Source organism: Subtercola sp. RTI3 (assembly GCF_035018625.1).
GTDB lineage: Bacteria > Actinomycetota > Actinomycetes > Actinomycetales > Microbacteriaceae > Subtercola > Subtercola vilae.
Window position 1 is genome coordinate 1 of sequence record NZ_JASJXO010000029.1, and the last position, 17,852, is coordinate 17,852.

General features: G+C 63.5%; 16 protein-coding genes and 1 tRNA gene. 9 read left to right on the forward strand and 8 right to left on the reverse strand.

All coding sequences use genetic code 11. From position 1 onward, the window contains the following. Positions 1-52 precede the first annotated feature (52 nt). Together QN358_RS11635 and QN358_RS11640 are read right to left on the reverse strand one after the other, a co-directional pair. Positions 53-574: a RidA family protein gene (locus QN358_RS11635; protein ID WP_323512443.1), complete on the reverse strand. Its 522-nt coding sequence runs from the start codon at positions 572-574 to the stop codon at positions 53-55. Beyond that, positions 571-798: a DUF4177 domain-containing protein gene (locus QN358_RS11640; RefSeq protein ID WP_136642312.1), complete on the reverse strand. Its 228-nt coding sequence runs from the start codon at positions 796-798 to the stop codon at positions 571-573. Before QN358_RS11640 ends, QN358_RS11635 begins: the two co-directional genes overlap by 4 nt. Before the next feature lie 142 nt (positions 799-940). Between QN358_RS11640 and QN358_RS11645 the strand changes: the two genes are divergently transcribed. The 4 genes from QN358_RS11645 (at position 941) to QN358_RS11660 (ending at position 4,812) form a co-directional block, all read left to right on the forward strand. Further along, positions 941-3,373 (forward strand): transglycosylase domain-containing protein, encoded by a 2,433-nt coding sequence (locus tag QN358_RS11645; RefSeq protein WP_323512444.1) that lies wholly within the window; start codon positions 941-943, stop codon positions 3,371-3,373. A gap of 64 nt (positions 3,374-3,437) precedes the next feature. Beyond that, entirely contained in the window at positions 3,438-4,352 is a 915-nt protein-coding gene (locus QN358_RS11650; RefSeq protein WP_323512475.1) for a metallophosphoesterase, read from the forward strand. A gap of 64 nt (positions 4,353-4,416) precedes the next feature. Further along, positions 4,417-4,490: transfer RNA gene (locus tag QN358_RS11655), tRNA-Pro, on the forward strand. A 118-nt stretch (positions 4,491-4,608) separates the two neighbouring features. Next, a complete protein-coding gene (locus QN358_RS11660) occupies positions 4,609-4,812 on the forward strand; it encodes a hypothetical protein (protein ID WP_323512445.1) in 204 nt (67 codons plus the stop codon). 5 nt (positions 4,813-4,817) lie between these two features. On the opposite strand, the gene QN358_RS11665 is transcribed toward QN358_RS11660, so the two are convergent. Beyond that, positions 4,818-5,648: a DeoR/GlpR family DNA-binding transcription regulator gene (locus tag QN358_RS11665; protein WP_136642315.1), complete on the reverse strand. Its 831-nt coding sequence runs from the start codon at positions 5,646-5,648 to the stop codon at positions 4,818-4,820. Between the two features lie 231 nt (positions 5,649-5,879). On the opposite strand from QN358_RS11665, the gene QN358_RS11670 reads away from it, so the two are divergent. The 5 genes from QN358_RS11670 (at position 5,880) to QN358_RS11690 (ending at position 11,255) form a co-directional block, all read left to right on the forward strand. Then, a complete protein-coding gene (locus tag QN358_RS11670; RefSeq protein ID WP_323512446.1) occupies positions 5,880-7,166 on the forward strand; it encodes a sugar ABC transporter substrate-binding protein in 1,287 nt (428 codons plus the stop codon). Positions 7,167-7,255: 89 nt separating this feature from the next. After that, positions 7,256-8,176, forward strand: a complete 921-nt coding sequence (locus tag QN358_RS11675) for a sugar ABC transporter permease (RefSeq protein WP_323512447.1) — start codon at positions 7,256-7,258, stop codon at positions 8,174-8,176. A gap of 1 nt (position 8,177) precedes the next feature. Next, positions 8,178-9,032 (forward strand): carbohydrate ABC transporter permease, encoded by an 855-nt coding sequence (locus tag QN358_RS11680; RefSeq protein WP_323512448.1) that lies wholly within the window; start codon positions 8,178-8,180, stop codon positions 9,030-9,032. A gap of 49 nt (positions 9,033-9,081) precedes the next feature. Further along, entirely contained in the window at positions 9,082-9,939 is an 858-nt protein-coding gene (locus tag QN358_RS11685; protein WP_136642319.1) for a ketose-bisphosphate aldolase, read from the forward strand. Between the two features lie 5 nt (positions 9,940-9,944). Then, complete coding sequence (locus tag QN358_RS11690; RefSeq protein WP_323512449.1) at positions 9,945-11,255, forward strand: ADP-dependent glucokinase/phosphofructokinase; 1,311 nt, start codon at positions 9,945-9,947, stop codon at positions 11,253-11,255. Positions 11,256-11,363: 108 nt separating this feature from the next. Here the strand turns inward: QN358_RS11690 and QN358_RS11695 are convergent, their stop codons facing one another. The 5 genes from QN358_RS11695 to QN358_RS11715 form a co-directional block, all read right to left on the reverse strand. Further along, positions 11,364-14,330, reverse strand: coding sequence for a hypothetical protein (locus QN358_RS11695; RefSeq protein ID WP_323512450.1), 2,967 nt, complete (start codon positions 14,328-14,330; stop codon positions 11,364-11,366). Positions 14,331-14,450: 120 nt separating this feature from the next. Next, a complete protein-coding gene (locus QN358_RS11700; protein WP_323512451.1) occupies positions 14,451-15,065 on the reverse strand; it encodes a thymidine kinase in 615 nt (204 codons plus the stop codon). 18 nt (positions 15,066-15,083) lie between these two features. Next, on the reverse strand, positions 15,084-16,214 hold the full coding sequence (locus QN358_RS11705; RefSeq protein ID WP_323512452.1) for an Rv2578c family radical SAM protein: 1,131 nt from the start codon (positions 16,212-16,214) through the stop codon (positions 15,084-15,086). A gap of 220 nt (positions 16,215-16,434) precedes the next feature. Then, positions 16,435-17,064: a copper resistance CopC family protein gene (locus QN358_RS11710; RefSeq protein WP_201799291.1), complete on the reverse strand. Its 630-nt coding sequence runs from the start codon at positions 17,062-17,064 to the stop codon at positions 16,435-16,437. Next, entirely contained in the window at positions 17,057-17,842 is a 786-nt protein-coding gene (locus QN358_RS11715) for a YcnI family protein (RefSeq protein ID WP_323512453.1), read from the reverse strand. The genes QN358_RS11710 and QN358_RS11715 overlap by 8 nt, the downstream gene beginning before the upstream one ends. Positions 17,843-17,852: the final 10 nt, after the last annotated feature.

A 17,852-nucleotide genomic window follows, 5' to 3' on the forward strand; every position in this document is an offset into this window, starting at 1 on the left:
GGGCGGGAGGCCGGGAGCCGGGGGCACGGGCAACCCGGCCCCGGGCATCCGGTCACTCGAACGCGACGATGAGCTCCACCTCGACGGGCGAGTCGAGCGGCAGAACGGCGACACCCACAGCCGAACGAGCGTGGATGCCCGCCGCCCCGAACACGTCGACCAAGAACTCCGAGGCGCCATTGATCACGCCCGGCTGACCGGTGAACGACGGGTCTGACGCCACGAAACCGGTGACCTTGACCACCTGCGTCACCCGATCGAGCGAGCCGATCACGCTCTGCACCGCGGCCAGAGCGTTGATCGCGGCCGTCTGGGCGAACGCCTTCGCATCTGACGGGTCGACGAGACGCAGCGCGCCGCCCGACGACATGGCGCCGGCACCGGATGCTCCACTCGAGCCGCCCAGAACCCCGACCTTGCCGGTCTGGCTGAGCACCCCGTTCACAAACGGCAGCTGCCCGGCCGTGTAGACCATCGACCCCGCAATGACAGCGGGCGTGTACGCCCCGGCCGGCGGCGACACAGCCGGAATCTCAATTCCCAGCTCGGCGAGCCTCTCGCTCACAGTGCTCATGACGCGTCGCCTTCGGTCTTCCACGAGCCGGCCGCAGCGGCAGCCGACGCAGCGGCAGCGGCTGGCTCAGCACCCTGCAACGGCCGCTTCAGATAGGCCACAATGCCGCCCTGCTCATTGGTGACGATCTGAACGAGCTCCCACCCGTCAGAGCCCCAGTTGTTCAGAATGGCCGCCGTATTGTGAATCATCAGCGGTGTGGTCACGTATTCCCACGTAGTCACGGGGTCTCCTTCTGGCACTTTTTCAGGTTTGTCACCTAGGGTCGATCATATGTCTGCCCCCAAACGTAAGGTTAGCGGCGCGGTCGGAGCCTTACTGGGCCTAGTAGGCATTAGCGCCATCGCTGGTGTCTTGGTCACAGCTATGGTCACGCCCGCTCTCGCCGTCACCGGTCTCGCCGCGAACAACACCATCGGCGTCTTCGAGAACCTCCCGAGCTACATCAAGCCCGACGCTCTCTCACAGACCTCCAGCATCTATGCGAAGAACGCCGACGGCTCTGACGTGCTGCTCGCCTCGTTCTTCGACCAGAACCGCCAGACGGTCGGCTGGACCGACATCTCGCAGAACTTCAAAGACGCCATCGTGTCAACAGAAGACCCGCGTTTCTATGTGCACGGGGGCATGGATGTTCAGAGCACCGTTCGCGCACTCGTCGCGAACACCGTGTCGGGCGGTATCACCTCGGGCGCCTCGACCATCTCGCAGCAGTATGTGAAGAACATCCTGGTGCAACGCGCCGAGGCCATCTCCGACCCGGTCGCCCAGAAGGCCGCCTACGACGACGCCACGGCCACCACGACAGACCGCAAGCTCAAAGAGATGAAGCTTGCCATCGGTCTCGAGAAGGAGTATTCGAAAGACGACATCCTGCTCGGCTACATGAACATCGCACTCTTCGGAGGCCAGATCTACGGCATCCAGGCGGCTTCACGGTACTTCTTCAACGTCAACGCCGACTCGCTCTCCATCGCGCAGGCCGCGAGCCTCGCCGCCATGGTCAACGAACCTGAGGGTCTTCGCATCGACGATCCCACCAAGATCCAGGCCAACAAAGACCGGCGAGACAAAGACGTTCTCGCGTCGATGCTCAAAGAGCACGCCATCTCGCAGACCGAGTTCGACGCTGCCGTCGCCACTCCTGTCGAGCCGCACATCACACCGCCTTCCACCGGCTGCCAAACCGCCTCGAACGGCGCCGGTTTCTTCTGCGACTACGTGAAGCGCATCATCGAGCAAGACCCCACCTTCGGTGCCACCCAAGATGAGCGTGACCACAATCTGAACACCGGTGGTTACAAGATCTATACGACCCTCGACACGAACCTTCAGGCTGCCGCCAACACAGCTGTCAGTGATTACGTGCCCCAGTCGATGAGCAGCGTCGACATCGGTGGCGCGTTCGTGACGGTTGAACCCGGTACCGGCAAGATTCTGGCCATGGCTCAGAACAAGACCTACAGCCAAGACCCATCGGCCGATCCTGCGACAAACACAGCGGTGAACTACAGCACCGACTCTGCTTTCGGTGGCTCAACGGGCTTTCAGAACGGGTCGACGAGCAAAATCTTCGTCATACTCGACTGGTTGAAAACGGGCCATTCACTGGGCGACATCGTCAACGGCGCGAACAACCAGAAGTTCACGACCAGCAACATCCACAACAGTTGCGGGGCCGGCGCACCAGTCGAGGGATACGTCGCAGGTAACGACGCGGGAGAAGCTGGGGGGCGAGCATCCGTTCTCACCCAGTTCGACGACTCCGTCAACAATGCCTTCCTGAACATGGCTACCCAACTCGACCTCTGTGACATCAACGCCATCGCAACTTCGTTTGGGATGCATCGAGCTAATGGCACCCCAATGGATACAGGGCTCTACGCCACCGTCCTCGGCGGCAACGAAGTCGCGCCTCTCACTATGGCCGCCGCCTACGCAGGCGTTGCCAATAAAGGCGCCTTCTGCACCCCCGTCGCCATCTCGAGCATCACCGATGCGACCGGCACCGCCGTCGCAGTGCCACAGACGACCTGCACGCAGGCCATTGACCCCAAGATCGCCGCTGCAGCGATGTACGCGATGCAGAGCGTCGTGCAGAACGGTACGGCCACGACAGGAAATCCGAACGACGGCACCCCGCACTTCGGCAAGACTGGTACTACTGACGCTGAGAAAGACGTCTGGATTGTCGGTGGCACCTCGAAGCTGGTCTCAGCTTCATGGGTCGGAAACGTGAACGGCAACGTCTCGATCAGGCACACCACCGTCACGGGTAACAACGGGCAGGCCGTTGGCAGCGGTTATTCTCGCCTTTACGTCTGGAAGCAGTTCTACAAGGGCACAGCAGACGCCTACGGCGGCGACAGCTTCCCACAGCCCGACTCGAGCCTCACCAAGACGGCAACGGCCACCGTTCCCGACGTCTCCGGCGGCACCATCGACCAGGCCCAGTCCAAACTCACATCAGCGGGCTTCGGCTTCAGTGACGGCGGCCAGGTCGACTCCGACAAACCCGCGGGTCAGGTCGCAAACACCAACCCGTCGGCCGGTTCCAGCGTGGCTAAGGGCTCCAGCGTCACCGCCTACACCAGCAACGGCAAGCTCACCCCGCTCGGTGACACCACCGGCCAATCCACGGCAGCCGCCGCCGCAGCCCTGGCCGGCTGGAACGTCACCACCACAGTGAGCCCAGACCCGAAGTGCACGAGTGACACCATCGTCAGCCAGAACCCCGGCGCGGGCTCCTACAACAAGTCGACGACCCCCGTCGCTGTTGTGGTCTGCCCGAAGAAGTAAGACTGCGGTGACGCCTGTCGCCCGTGCGGCGCTGACCACCCTTGGGTGGTCAGCGGCCGCCGGGATGGGTGCGCTCGCATGGGGCACGCTTGTCGAACGTAACCTCTTCACGCTACGAAGAGTGGATGCCCCCGTACTCCCGCGCGGCGCGACACCGCTCACCGTGCTGCACCTCAGCGACCTGCATCTCGCCCCCTGGCAGCACGAGAAGCAGCGCTGGGTGCGCGCTCTCGCGGCCCTGGAACCCGACCTCATCGTCAACACCGGCGACAACCTTGGGCACACCGAAAGTTACGACGCCCTCACCCATACCCTCGCACCTTTGCACGGCATCCCCGGTGTCTTCGTGAACGGCAGCAACGACTACTGGGCACCCGGCTTTCGCAACCCGTTCCGGTACTTCATGGGCCCATCCAACTCGTCGACGGAGCCGGTGAAGCTCGACCTCGAACGCGAGCAGGCCATTTTTGCCGCCCTTGGTTGGAAAGATCTCAACAATCAAGCGGCAACCCTCGACATCAACGGCACCCACATCGAGTTCTTCGGCGTCGACGACCCCCACCGGCAGTACGACAAGCTCGCCCTCATTCCCCGCGCCCTCGACGAGATGCGCGAAGAGAACGATGACGACTCGAACCGCAACGAGAACTCCCCCCGCCAGGGAACAGGCCAGACCCTCACCATCGGCGTGGCTCATGCGCCCTACCAGCGCGTACTGAACTCGTTCGTCAACAACGGCGCCGAGCTCATGTTCGCGGGCCACACACACGGCGGCCAGGTCTGCGTGCCGGGTTTCGGTGCCCTGGTCACCAACTGCGATATTCCGCGCAGACAGGTGAAGGGGCTCAGCACGTGGCGAAACGGCCGCCGTTCGGCCTACCTGAACGTCTCAGCCGGGCTCGGAACATCCATCTATGCCCCCGTACGGTTTGCCTGCCTTCCTGAGGCAACCCTGCTGACCTTGACCCCCGTGCAATGAACGTCAGAAAAATCAGCTATTCTAAATAGGTTGTTCGGGCCGGTAAAACAGCCCGGGTATCGATCGGGGTATGGCGCAGCTTGGTAGCGCGCGTCGTTCGGGACGACGAGGTCGCAGGTTCAAATCCTGTTACCCCGACAAATGTAAGGGCCGGGATCATTCCCGGCCCTTTTTCTTTTGCAACCAATCCGTTCCCACGCCTACTCCGAATTTCTTATCGTGGCCTTACAGAACCACCGTAATGAAAGCGTTTTCGATGAGCAATCACACACCAGAAGCCAAAACTCGCGGTTCGAGCGCGAACCGCGAGAAGAAGGCTCACCGGCGCGGCCAGTTCTACCGCCCGGAGCTCAGCACTCCGTGGCAACGCTTCACGCACAATCTGGCCGTTAGGGTCGCCGCCGTCGTTCTGGTGGCCGGTGGTACCGCTGCACTGGTGGTGGCAGCCGTCACCCGCTAGCGCCGTCACACACCGTCGGGCAGGATGACCGTCACTCCGTGTCGCTGCAGCGCAGCCGCGATGTCGGCTGGCGGCTCCTTGTCGGTCACGAGGTAGTCTGCACTGCCGAGATCGGCAATGCGCGCGAACAGGGGCGCACCGAACTTCGACGAGTCGGCGAGGATGGCTACGCGGGATGCCCGTGAGATCATTTCGCCCATCATCACGGCCTCGCCCACATTGCTGGTCGAGTATCCCCCGTCGGCCGAGACCGCACCGACCGAGATCAGCGCGAGGTCGCAGCGCAGCTCGAGGTCGCTGTCACGGCCAGCGACCCGAAAGCTAACGGGCCCGACGGTCGACTGGCCGGCCAGCCGAACGGCGCCGCCGAACAGGTAGAGGTCATTCACCGCTTTGGGCGACACCTCCGCCGGAACCCGCAGGTTGTTGGTTGCGATGGTGAGTTCGCGATGGTTGCCAAGGTGCCGGGCCACGGCCAGGCACGTCGTGCCCGCGTTGATCATGATCACCGATGCATTGTCGACGAGGTTCGCAGCAAGCTCACCGATCTTCTCTTTTGCCGAGGTGTGCAGCTGCATGCGCACATCGAGCTTCTTCTCGGTGACGAGCATGGCAGACCGGCTCACCGCCCCGCCGTGGGTTCGCACCAGAATGCCATCAGCATCCAGGTGGTCAAGGTCACGGCGAATCGTGTCTGACGACACACCGAAGCGTGCCGAGAGCATGGCAACGGTGACCTGGTCGACCTCCGTCACGAACGCGGCGATCTCGGCCTTGCGGCCCGCAGGCAGACGGACGGTTTGCGCACTCTTCTCGAATGCAAGACTCTCGCTCATACAGGTATGTCTAGCAGCTTGTTGCGCTCGTGCGCGTATTTATGCGTTTCTTGACACCCAAAGGGCGCACACTCAGCATTCGGCATCCGATCGAGCCGACATTTGCTGTATTTTGCTGCTATTTCCTTATTGACGCCGCATCAATCAGCGAATAACATCAGATTCTGCGCTAATCCGCATAAAACAGCAATAGTTCTTACCGCAACCGCAATCACCGAAGATTGGATGAACATGAGCAACGTCGCTCGAGGCCGTCGGGTCAAAATCGCAGGGGTAGCCCTCGCGACGATGACGGTACTACTCGCCACCGCATGCAGTAGCGGCGGCGGGGGGTCAACAAGTGCAGATGGCAAAGTATCCATCGATTTCTCCCAGTGGTGGGGCTCTGAGCTCCCCGACGGCGATCTGCAGAAGATCGTCACCAGTTTTGAGGCCGCGAACCCCAACATCACGGTCAACCTCCTCACCCAGCCGTACTCCACGCTGCAAGACCAGACCACAACTGCCGGCGTCTCTGGCACCCTGGCCGACGTTGTCGGCCTCGACGGTGCCTGGGTGAACAACCTCGTCAAACAGGGCGCCCTCGACAACCTCAGCACCGAGATGACGTCGACCAACTACGATGCCAGCCAGCTTTCAAGCCAGGTGCAGATCAAAGGCTCCACGTACATGATCCCTGTGGTCAACTTCGTGTACCCCTTATTCACGAACGACGCTCTGCTCGCACAGGCCGGGGTCACGACTCCGCCGGCGACGCGAGACGAGTTTCTGGCCGCCGCCAAGGCGATTACGGCCAAGACCTCAGCGAAGGGCTGGATCCTGCCGCTGGGAACAACGAACCCCAACGGTGTACAGAACGATGTCATGTCGTGGCTCTGGGCATCGGGCGGCAGCATGATGAAAGACGGTCAGCCCGACCTCACCAACGACGGCGTCTCGAGTGCCGTCAACTACGTGAAGTCGCTCTACGACGCGAAGGTTGTCGCTGACGGCACGTTCACGCTGCAGGAGCCCGACAAGGTCACCCAGTTCACGAACGGCCAGGTCGGCATGATGGTCGACTCGCTGGCGCACATCACGACCATTCAGAAGGCGAACCCGAACCTGAAGTTCAGCATCTCCGCCATTCCGGCGACAGATGGTTACACGGGCAAACGCGGCATTCCGTACGCATCCTGGGGCATCGGTGTCTCAGACAAGTCGGCTCACAAGGCTGAAGCGTGGAAGTTCGTGCAGTACCTGATGAGCAAAGAGGTGAACGCCAACGTGTCGAGCCTGGCCCACGGCTTCCCCGGCAACAGCACGGCGACGCCCGACTTCACCGGGTCTGACCCGCTGTACGAACAGGCCTTCAAGATCTACCAGGCCGGCTACCCCGCCAATGAGTTCGTAGGCCTGCCCACCTCCGACCAGCTCATGCGCGACTTCGACACCGCTTTTCAGAAGACCCTGAACGGTGACGGCAGTGTGAGCGACATGCTCTCGGCAACCCAGGCGAGCTGGAAGAAAGCCTTCTAGCCCGCCGAGCCACACCGGTGCAGTTCGGTCGCGCCACAGGTCTCACAGATTCTGTGGCGCGACCGCCCCCTCTTGAAGAAAGAACGGTCATGACAGCTCTACGAACAGGGCGAGTATCGTCGCGGTTCGGATCGTCGCGGCTGGCGAGAAAAGCCACTCCCTACGGATTCGTCGCCCCCACCGCGATTCTCCTCATCGCACTGATGGTGGTGCCCATCGTCTTGGTGATCAGCTACTCGGTCTCGACCGGCTCGATCACCAGCAAAGATGCACCGTTCACCGGCATCACCAACTACGTCACGCTCCTCACGAACCCAGACTTCTGGAACGCGGCCCTCAACACTCTCGTCTTCACCGTCTCGAGCGTTGTCGCCCATCTGCTCATCGGGTTGGGCTTCTCACTGATGCTCAACTCGCGGCTACTGGGTTCGGTGCCACGAGCCATCTTCAGGGTCATCTATATTCTGCCGTGGCTGTTCACAGCGGCGATCATCGCCGTCTTGTGGCGGTTGCTGCTCGACCCGCAGGGCGTCGTCAACTACCTGTTGCAGGCCGTTCACCTCGCCGGCAGCCCCATCGCCTGGTTCGGCGACCCGGGAGCAGCGTTGTTCGCCGTGACGGTCATGAACATCTGGGCGGGGTATCCGTTCTTCATGATCAGCCTTCTCGCAGGCCTCCAGGGCGTGCCCGCTGATCTGTATGAGGCGGCACGGGTCGACGGTGCATCCGGATTCCAACAGTTTCTGAGTGTCACGCTGCCGCAACTGCGGCCCATCATCATCTCGATGGCCATGCTCGATGTGCTCTGGACCACCCAGCAGTTCGCCCTCATCTGGCTCACCACCGGCGGCGGGCCCATCAGCGTCACCGAGATGCTGAGCACCTTCACCTACAAGCTCGCCTTCACGGGCTTCGACTTCTCGATGGCCGCAACGAGCGCCGTGATCGTGCTGATCTTCTCGCTCATCGTCGCCATCTTCTACGTGCGCTCACAACGATCGGAGAGCTGACATGGCTACCGTCACACCTCACCGCCGCCCGCGCAAGATCGGGCTGCGCATCGCGCTCGCCATCGGTCTGCTGGCCGGCGGTGTCTTTGCTGGCTTCCCGGTGTTCTGGATGCTCATCAGCTCGTTCAAGACGAACACCGAGATCTTCGCGTACCCGCCGAAACTCATCACCGAGGGGTTCAGCTTCGATGCCTACCTCGCCGTGCTGGGCGACCCCGAAGAGATTCGTTTCTTCATCAACAGCTACGTCGTCGCACTCTCGGTGACCGCGCTCACAGTGGTGTTCGCCATCCTGGCGGCATATGCGTTCAGTCGGTACGAGTTTCGTGGCAAGAAGGTGCTGAACGTCATCATCATCGGCACCCAGGCTGTGCCGCCGATCGCGCTCATCATCCCGTTCTTCGGGTTGATGGTCTCGCTCGGTCTGTACAACACCTATGCCGGCCTGATTCTCACCTACATCGTGTTCACGCTGCCCTACGCGATCATCATGATGACGGCGTACTTCAACACCCTGCCGAAAGAGCTCGACGAAGCTGTCAAGGTCGACGGGGCCGGTGCGTGGACAGCGCTGTGGCGCATCCTCGTACCCATCTCAGTGCCCGGCATCGTCTCTGTCGCGGTGTACACGTTCATGATCTCGTGGAACGAGTACCTGTTCGCACTGACCCTGACGCGCACCAACGACCTGCGTACGGTGCCCGTCGGAATCCAGCTGCTGATCGGCCAGAACACTTACCACTGGAACCAGATGATGGCCATCTCCATTCTCGGCAGCATCCCGGTTCTCATTCTCTTCCTCGTTTTTCAGCGCTACTTCATCGGTGGCCTCACCTCTGGCTCAGTCAAAACCTGAGCTTCGCGGCATCCGTCGCACCATCCCCCACTAAGGAGCAATACCCGCAATGTTGATGAACGGTAAAGACCTACTCGCTGTCGCGAATGCCAACAACTTCGCCGTGCCGGCGTTCAATGTCAGCGATTACGCCATGATGAACGGCCTCTTCGAGATCAGCGAAGAAAAGAACGCCCCGATGATCATCGCCATTCACCCGGATGAGGTCAGCCACCTTGGCGTCGAGGCGATTCTCGCCATTCGCGAGCGTGCCCACAAGTCGAGCGTTCCCGTGGCCATCCACTGGGATCACGGCGGCTCGTACGAGCAGATGCTCACGGCGATTCAGGCCGGCTTCACGTCGGTGATGATCGACAAGTCGATGCTCCCGTTCGACGAGAACGTGGCCGTGACCAAGCGCGTCGTCGACACGGCGCACGACGTCGGCCTCTCGGTCGAGGGCGAACTGGGTACGATCGGTAAGCTCGACGAAGAGGCCGAAGAGGGCGGGGAGATCATCTACACCGTTCCCGCAGAAGCCGTCGACTTCGTCAAGCTGACCGGCGTCGACAGCCTGGCCATCGCCATCGGAACGAGCCACGGCCTGTACCCGCAAGACCTCGAGCCGAAGCTCCGCATCGACCTGTTGCAGCAGATCAAGGCTCTGCTGCCCATCCCCCTGGTGCTGCACGGCGGGTCGAACAACCCCGACTCCGAGATCGCCGAGGCCGTGAAATACGGCATCAACAAGATCAACATCTCGAGCGACATCAAGGCGGCATACCACGACGCCATGCGTCTTGAACTCGCTAACAAGAGCCTCCGCGAGCCGAATACCATTCAGCCGCCGGCCATCGCTGCCATGAAGAAGGTCGCCGCACACAAGATCGACCTCTTCAACGCCGCCGGCAAGGCTGAGCTGTACTAGCCGCCATGGTGAGCTCCGAAACCGTACTGGGCCTGGGCGGCACGGTCGACTACGAAATCGACTGGAACTCCGCTGTTCTCGAAGGCCTCGCCGCCGAGTACGGCGTCACGGTGTCGGAGCTCACCACCGATCATCCGATCATCACGGAACGCGACCTTCTGGTGTCGGTTCTCGCGATGCTCAAGACCGGTTCCGGAGGAGAGCGCTTCGTCGCCTCCTCCGGCATCGTCGAAACCTTCGCCGCCCGCTTCACCAGCCGAGTCACCCTCGGTGGCACCGGTGTGCGGGCGGCGCTGGCCATGAGGGTGCTCGGCGTCACCAGCACGCTGCACCTGGTCAGCATCGACGACCACGTGCGGCGCCTGCTGCCGCCGGGAATCGACTTCATCAGCAGCGCCGTCACCGACACCACAGACCCGCACCTGATCATCCAGTTTCCCGTCGGAGCCACCGTCTGCCTCGGCGGCACCCTGCTCACCGCGACCCATGCCAACCGACTCATCTACTCGAACGACCCGCCCAACCAGACCCTCTACCTCAGCGACGAACTGCCGTCGGCACTCAGCACCGCGACCCTCTTTCTCATCTCCGGCTTCAATTCGATGCAGGATGCCCAGGCCCTCGACGAGCGCCTCGACCAGCTGCGCTCAGCCCTGTCTCGCCTGGCCCCCGGCTCGACCGTGTTCTACGAAGACTCAGGCTTTCACCGCCCCGAATTCAGCCCGCGCGTGCGCGCCGCGCTGCTCGACGCCATCGACGTGTACTCGCTGAACGAAGACGAACTCGAGACCCACCTCGGCCACCCGGTCGACCTGCTCGACCCGCACGCCGTGCGCTCTGCGCTCGACGACGTTGCCCGCCTTATCCCCGCACGTCACCTGATTGTGCACACCAAATACTTCAGCGCCGCCATCGGCGAACGCCCCGAGCTCTACCGCGAGGCACTGCGTGGGGGCATCCTCATGGCGAGCACCCGCTACCGCTTCGGCGACGGCTTCACCCGCGCCGACTACGACGGCATGGCCGCCGAGCGCGTCAGCCCCGCCGGGGCTATCGTCGCGGCGGCGCTCTCGCCTGCGGCGCCTCCGGCTATGGCCGGGGCCGCCACACCGGCGGTTTCGGCACCCGGCGCCCCGCCCGAGGCGGCCACGCCCGAGCCCGCCCTGCCCGACGCATCCGCGCCCTTGGGTGCTGCACGAACCATTGTCTGCATCCCCGCCTTTCAGCTCGACGACCCCACCCCCACCACCATCGGCCTCGGCGACTCCTTCGTGGGTGGCTTCATCGCGGCCCTTCGTCGCGGCCGCGCGCTATAGCCCTCCTCGCGCACCCATGCCCTCGAGGCTTTTCGAAATGCGACTCAACGGTGGTTGAGTTGCGCCCTGCGGCTGCTTCCACCGCCCAAATCGACACGTGGGCGCAACTCAACGTCGCGCAGAGCCGCCCGATCGCGGGGTGGCACGAGGAGAGAGCGTGCGGCGCCGAAGAATGCCGAAAGTAGCAATGGTGAGGCCTGCGACGACCGCGACGAGCCCGCCTGCCGCCACGGGCGCGACGTCGAGCCCCGTTTGAGCGAGGGCTCCCCCCGAGCCGCCCGCACCGCTGCCATCCGATCCGCTACCGCCAAGCCCACTACCACCAGACCCGCTACCGCCTGTTGCGCCGGAGCCCCCGCCCGTACCGCCACCCGGCACCGGAGGCTGAGACGTCGTCGTGGGAGTGGGCGTCTCAGTAGGAGTGGGCGTAGAAGGCGGCACCGCGACGGCCAGCGAACGTTCGAACACCTGCAGGTGCGTCGACGGTTCACCCGTGAGTGGAGCGAAGCTTGTCATCGTTGCGTGCAGGCCGTCAGCAGACAGCGTGCCGATCACCGTGTCGAGAGCACCCGCAGCGCCAGCAGCGTCGACGCTGACCAGCTCCAGCGCGTGCGCAATCGCCGACCACCGGTACGCCTGTGACTTTCCCGAAGGGGGCTTCGTCGACAGGTTGCCCGCACCACTGAGAACCAGTACGTAATCGCCATTCACCGAGACCGATGTCGCAACCGCATCGGCATCGGCCGCCCTCGTACCCGCCGGATCCAGGCTGATCATCTGCGGTTCGCTGCTCGCCAGCCGTTCGAGATAGACCTCCGCGTGCCCGCCGTTTGCCGTGCTTGTAAGGTGCGCCCTCGACGTAAAAGCGACCGTTGTTCCGTCGGCTGAGATCACGGGCAGAACCGAATCACCATCACCGGCAGTCGACGAGCTGCCGGGCGCCGTGCTCAGCAGTCTGGCCCGGCCGCCTGCCGCATCCGCCACGTAAACCTGCGACGACGCTCCCGGCGCGATGTTCGTCACATCGCTCGCGAGCGTGGCGAAGACCACAAGGCCCCCGTCACCCGAAATCGATGGTGCCCCACCCGCATCGGCATTCATGCCGGTCGCAGCCGCCGCAATGCTCGTTGACACTAGTCGAGTCGAGCCCGATACGAGGTCACGCACAAACACTTGCGCATAGCCGCCCGTCGCGTCTGAGGTGAGGTCTGTAGCTTTCGAGTCGAAGACCAGATGGCTTCCATCGGCCGAGATCTCACCGAATTGCGAATCACCATTGGCTCCGGTGGGAGTCACGACGCCTACTCCCGCCACGCTGGCAAGGCTCGTCATATTCAACACGGTGTCGCGCACATAGATCTGGCTGTGGCCACCGCTCGGCACCGCGGTCAGATCGGTCGCACCCGATTCGAAGACCACGTACCGACCATCGGCCGAGATCGACGTGACCTCTGAATCGCTGTTTGCGCCGTCGACCGAGCCGGCGGCCGCCGTCACGAGAATCGTCACACCGGTTGACTGGTCACGGAGGTAACCCTGCCGGTGGCTGGCGGTCGCCACCACCACCAGGTCGGTCGCATTCGAGTTGAACGCGACGAAGCGACCGTTCTGAGATACGAAGCTCTGCACCGAGTCTGCGTTTCCGCCACCCATCGCATTCGCCGCCTGGTCGGTGCTCATCATGACAGTGGTGCCGGTCGTGACCTTTTCGGCGTAAACCTGAAGGTACCCATTCGACGAAGTGGAGCTGACGTCGTTCGCCGCAGAAGTGAACGTCACCGTCGACCCGTCCGCTGACACCACAGCCCCGAACGAATTGTCGTCACCACCTGCTGCCGTCGAGCCCACCCGCCGGCTGAGCACGACGGGCGCTCCTGACAGGCCGGCAGAATAAACTTGAGCGTGGCCTGCCTGAGGCGGATCAGTGAGGTCAGTCGCAGTCGAGCTGAACGTGACGAGACCTCCGTCGTTAGAGATGCTGATGTCGATTCCGCCCGCGTCAGAGTCGCCCCCGCTCGGTGTGGTTGCCGTCGAGCGGCTCAGCAGCGTGGTGGATCCGGCGCCCACGTCACGGCGATACACCTGCTGATGCCCGCCCGTGGCAATGGTGGTGAGATCGGTGGCTGACGAAGAGAACGACACGATTCCGTTCTCCGAGATCGCCACGCCCACCGAGTCGCCATCGGCTCCCGACGACCCGGTTCTGTCGAGGCTGACGAGAGTTGTGGCAGAGGCAGTTGTGTCTCGAACATAGATCTGCCGAAATTTGTGGGTGGCGAAAGGCGTCAGGTCTGTCGCGGCCGAGGCGAAGGCAATACGACTCCCGTCATTCGAGATCGCCAGTCCGGCCACGCAGTCGCCAGCGCCGCCCGACGGAATTCCAGCGTCACTCAGGCTGATCATCGAGGTGGCATGTGCTGTCACGTCGCGCTCGAAGACCTGCGAATAGCCATGTGTACTGACGCTCGTCAGATTGCTCGCGGCTGTCGTGAACGCGATGTCGTGTGCGTCTGCCGAGATCACGGCCTGCAGCACGTCATCTGAGGCACCTACCGGCGTGGCCGTCTGGCTCACGCTGGCCAAGATGGTGGTGGAGGTCGTCAGGTCTCTGACAAACGCTTGGATGTGACCCCCGGTATCTTCGGTGACGGCATCGGTGGCCGCTGTGAGATACGAGACGAATCGCCCGTCGGCTGAGATACTCGGCGACTGGGTGTCGTTGTTCACACCCGTACCGTCGGTGAGATTCACACTCACGAGCACTATTTCGCCCGTGAGTGTGTCGCGGCGAAAGATCTGTCGGTGGCCGTGGGAGTCAGACGAGGTCAGGGTCGTCGCGGTTGAACCGAACGCAACAAAGCGCCCGTTCGAAGAAATTGCGGAGACGGCTGAGTCGGCGTTGCCGCCCGCCGGCAGGTGAGCACTCACCAACGCTGTCGTGCCGATCGTGGGAACGGATGCCGCGGCGTTCATCGCCACTGCTGCAAGCGATCCGACCAGCGCGATCGATCCGATAGCGGCGACGGCGATCACATGCCCGAACGACGGCATGCGATGCGTAGACGAAGCAGACACGAGACTCCCAGCGTGGTGCGGCCCCCGGGCAGAGTGCCCCGAAGTGATGACCCCTCACCTTATGCCCAATACCAACTTATTCTCAACTTCATCCGACGTCAACGGTCACGCGGCGCGACGTCAGACGCTCACGGAGTCGCCGAGGCGACCGTCGCTCTCCTCGAGGTAGCAGGCGCCGCAGAGCGACTCGTAGGTCACGTGGTCACCGTCGATGGCGACCTGGTCACCGTCGAAGACGAAGAAGCCGTTCACGAGGCGGGCGTTGAAGATGGCTTTGCGGCCGCAGCGGCAGATGGTCTTGAGTTCTTCGAGGCTGTGCGCGACTTCGAGCAGGCGCCGGCTGCCCGGGAACGCAGCGGTCAGAAAGTCGGTGCGAATGCCGTACGCGAGAACCGGGATGCCGTCGACCAACGCGATGCGCAAGGCATCGTCGACCTGCGAACGCGACAGAAACTGCGCCTCATCGATGAGCAGGCAGCTGACGGGTTCGGGGCCGGGAGCGGCTTCGGCCCGACTCCAGAACGCCTCACGCAGCGACTGACCCGGCTCGATGAGAAAGTCGACCGCGCGGTTCACTCCGAGCCGCGACACGATACCGTGGTCGCCTTTCGTGTCGGTCGCCGGCTTCGTGATGAGCACGCGGTGCCCACGCTCTTCATAGTTGTAGGCGGCCTGAAGCAGCGCCGTGCTCTTGCCGCTGTTCATAGCCCCGTACCGAAAATAGAGTTTTGCCACCTGTCAACCTTAAAGCCCTCAGAACAGGGTGGGCGGATGTCCAGCCCCAGCCGTGCCGTCTGCACCATCGCCGTTAGGCACAGAAGCATCACGACGATGTGCCGACCGCGACGAGTCGAACCGGCCCGTACTGCTCGCCACATCGGCCCACTTCAGCCCCGGAGCGCCCGCCAGCGCCACCCCCGACCCCTCCTCCACGCCGTCGAGCCGATGCCGCGCCATGAGCGGCCGAATGCGCCGTCCCAGCCACGCGCGGTACTCCTTCGGCGCATACGACGACGCCCCGAAGTACATCGAGCGGTACTCCGCCACGAGCTCCGGATGCTCCCGCCCCAGCCACTGCATGAACCAGGGCTTCACCCCGGGCCGCAAGTGCAGCGCCGAGTACATGACGCCGGTCGCCCCGGCCTCTTTCACCATCGCCAGCGCACGGTCGAGGTGTGTGGTGGTGTCGGTGAGGTGCGGGATGATCGGCATCAGAAAAACCGAACACGAAAGCCCGGCATCCCGAACCGCCCGCACCGTGGCCAGCCGCGCCTTGGCCGACGGCGTGCCCGGCTCGATCGACTGCTGCAGCTCGTCGTCGTACACCGCGATCGACATGGCGATGTCGACCGGAACCGCCCGCGACGCTTCGACCAGCAACCCGAGGTCGCGTCGCAGCAGCGTACCTTTGGTCAAGATGGAGAACGGCGTGCCCGATGCCGCGAGCGCCTCGATGATGCCGGGCATCAGCTTGTAGCGGCCCTCTGCCCGCTGGTACGGGTCGGTGTTTGTTCCGAGCGCCACCGGATGCCGCCCCCAGCTGGGCTTCGCAAGCTCGCGCCGCAGCACCTCGGCCACGTTGATCTTCACGATGATCTGGCTGTCGAAGTCGGTGCCGGCATCGAGGTCGAGGTATGTGTGCGTGGGTCTCGCGAAGCAGTACGTGCAGGCATGACTGCAGCCCCGGTAGGGGTTGATCGTGTACCCGAACGGCATGGCGCTCTGGCCCGGAACCTTGTTCAGCGCCGACTTCGCCACCACCTCGTGAAAGGTCATCCCGGCGAACTCGGGCGTCTGAACCGAACGCACCAGGTTGTTCAGCCGCGCGAGCCCGGGCAGGGCGGAGTCGTTCTCGACACCCAGTTGCTGCCCACTCCACCGCATGCCCTCATTCGAACATACTTTCGAATGTCGCGCAAGCTACGCGTACCGGGGTTAACAAAATCAAGCGCTCCATGCGGCTGAGGGGTGTCAGCAGCACAGAACGCTTGACTTCTAGAAGTGTGCAGAGGTGCGGGCCCCATCGCAGTTAGAGCCTTCACTCTCTGCACAGGAAGGGATTCGAAACCCTCCCCCCATCGGATTGGTCGACTCTGAAAAGATTTCAGAGTTTTTTCGAGGCCCGTTCCCGTCGCCGCGCACGAACGAGAACAACGGCGACCCCCGCAATGGCGAGCAGCACGATCACACCCGCAATCGACACGATCAGCACCGCATTCACCCCCGCCTCAGACCCGCCCGCTGCCGCGTTCGGCAGCGCCGTGATGCGCGAATTGTCGACTGCCCCGCCGCACGAGGGCGCGGTGGCACTGCCCATCGCCGCGGCGGTTCCGGCGGGCGGGCTGTACGTGAACCCGATCGAATTCGACACCGGATGCCCGTCTGACGACACGATCTGCCACGTCATCGTGTACCGGCCAGCTGCCCCCAGCGCCACGGGCACGCTCACGTCGTGGCTCAGGATGCTCGCGCACCCCGTCTCGTAGTGCGTGGTCTGGGCATCCGGCCCCGTCACCTCGAGAATCGCCGACGAGCTGTCACCCGAAAGGTCGAGCACCAGGTCGTTGAACGTCAGCGAGACCGAGGTGAGGGGCGTCGTGACCGTGGAGTCGGCCGTGGGCGTGCTGCTCACCAGGTAGTCGTGGGCGCTGGCGCTGGTCACGGGAACCAAAGCGAGCGCGCCCGCAAGCGCAGCACCGAGCAGAACCCCAGCAACCGTACGTCGACTACGCAACGTTCGCCCCGCGCTTCTTCGTCACCGCGAGCACCGCGACGACGAGCGCGATGGCGCCGAGCGCCAGCCCCGCGATTCCGAGCCCGATCGCGAGCGCCGACGTACCGTCGCCCGTCGCCGCAGCAGCAGTCGTGCCAGCCCCCTGCGTCATGACGGCTCCCGCAGCCCCCGGCGACGCCGTCGCCGTCACCGACGCACCAGCACCGGCACCCGAAGAAGCAGCCGCAACCGGCGGCGCATCGTTCACGTACACCGTCGGTGCCGGGTTCTCCGGTTCCACCCCCGAAGCGGGCGTCGGCTCGGCCCAGTCGACCACGCTGCCATCAGAATACGTCTGGTGCGTCGGCAGCACGATGCTTCCCGTGCTGGGTATGGGCCCCGCCGAGATGGCGAACGTCAGAAACTGCCCCGGCGCGATTGCCGCGGGAGCACCAGTAGCCGTCCAGGTGATCTTCGTGGGGGCCTCCGTCACCGTGCCGTCATCGGTCTTCACCGGCGTGGCCAGTGTCGACGAGGTCACTTCGGTCGTCCATCCGGCAACCGGCTCGTACGAAACGCTGCCGAACGGAGTGTCGGTGGGCAGATCGACCTCGAGTTTGACCGTGCTGGCCGTGGCCGACTCAGTAGGAACCTTGAACGTGAGAGTGCTGTAGCTGCCCGCCGCCGCCTGGTCGGGGTCGACGTGCACGTGGGCGCTGGCCGCAAGCGGAGCCCCCACAGCGAGGGCGAAAGCAACAGACGTGGTGCAGATCGCGCGCGCGATCGAAATCTTCTTCATGGTGAATCCG

Excerpts from the sequence above, each read along its gene's own strand:
- QN358_RS11645 (WP_323512444.1), top strand. The coding sequence starts at position 941 with ATGGTCACGCCCGCTCTCGCCGTCACCGGTCTCGCCGCGAACAACACC.
- QN358_RS11635 (WP_323512443.1), bottom strand. The coding sequence starts at position 574 with ATGAGCACTGTGAGCGAGAGGCTCGCCGAGCTGGGAATTGAGATTCCG.
- QN358_RS11665 (WP_136642315.1), bottom strand. The coding sequence starts at position 5,648 with ATGAGCGAGAGTCTTGCATTCGAGAAGAGTGCGCAAACCGTCCGTCTG.
- QN358_RS11660 (WP_323512445.1), top strand. The coding sequence starts at position 4,609 with ATGAGCAATCACACACCAGAAGCCAAAACTCGCGGTTCGAGCGCGAAC.
- QN358_RS11675 (WP_323512447.1), top strand. The coding sequence starts at position 7,256 with ATGACAGCTCTACGAACAGGGCGAGTATCGTCGCGGTTCGGATCGTCG.
- QN358_RS11690 (WP_323512449.1), top strand. The coding sequence starts at position 9,945 with ATGGTGAGCTCCGAAACCGTACTGGGCCTGGGCGGCACGGTCGACTAC.
- QN358_RS11685 (WP_136642319.1), top strand. The coding sequence starts at position 9,082 with ATGTTGATGAACGGTAAAGACCTACTCGCTGTCGCGAATGCCAACAAC.
- QN358_RS11715 (WP_323512453.1), bottom strand. The coding sequence starts at position 17,842 with ATGAAGAAGATTTCGATCGCGCGCGCGATCTGCACCACGTCTGTTGCT.
- QN358_RS11650 (WP_323512475.1), top strand. The coding sequence starts at position 3,438 with ATGGGTGCGCTCGCATGGGGCACGCTTGTCGAACGTAACCTCTTCACG.
- QN358_RS11705 (WP_323512452.1), bottom strand. The coding sequence starts at position 16,214 with ATGCGGTGGAGTGGGCAGCAACTGGGTGTCGAGAACGACTCCGCCCTG.
- QN358_RS11670 (WP_323512446.1), top strand. The coding sequence starts at position 5,880 with ATGAGCAACGTCGCTCGAGGCCGTCGGGTCAAAATCGCAGGGGTAGCC.
- QN358_RS11680 (WP_323512448.1), top strand. The coding sequence starts at position 8,178 with ATGGCTACCGTCACACCTCACCGCCGCCCGCGCAAGATCGGGCTGCGC.